The organism is Pseudoalteromonas sp. SIMBA_162 (assembly GCF_046535955.1).
In the GTDB taxonomy this organism is placed as follows: Bacteria; Pseudomonadota; Gammaproteobacteria; order Enterobacterales; family Alteromonadaceae; genus Pseudoalteromonas; species Pseudoalteromonas marina.
In genome coordinates, this window is the sequence record NZ_JAWJBQ010000136.1 from 1 (window position 1) to 361 (window position 361).

The following is a 361-nucleotide window of genomic DNA, read 5'->3' on the forward strand; positions in this document are numbered from 1 at the left end:
CCTTCGGATCGGTGAACAGCAGGTGGCCGACTTCGTGGTCTACGAAGCCCTTGATCGCGATGACCAGTTCCGGCGACGACTTCTCGCTGATCATCGGGATGTTAACCCGCTCCGGCTCTAGGGTTGTCTTGTCGTAGGATACGAACGCTTGTATGCCGGACTGTGTAACTTTGATGCCTTTGTTGGCTAACATTCGCACAACCATTTCGATGGCATCACGTAACTCGCTGATGTTGTTGCCTTTCGCAATTGCTTTTGCCATTTCCTTTTCCCCATCCGTTATGAAAAGCAGTAATCGTTGACTTACTGAAAGGATAACAAAAAAGGACTGGCGCAAAACGCTCAGTCCTTTTCTGTGCTG

General features: G+C 49.6%; 1 pseudogene. It reads right to left on the reverse strand.

Features of this window, described 5'->3' with window-relative positions:
- Positions 1-262: pseudogene (locus R0J88_RS19050) on the reverse strand (hypothetical protein); the annotation flags it as partial.
- Positions 263-361: the final 99 nt, after the last annotated feature.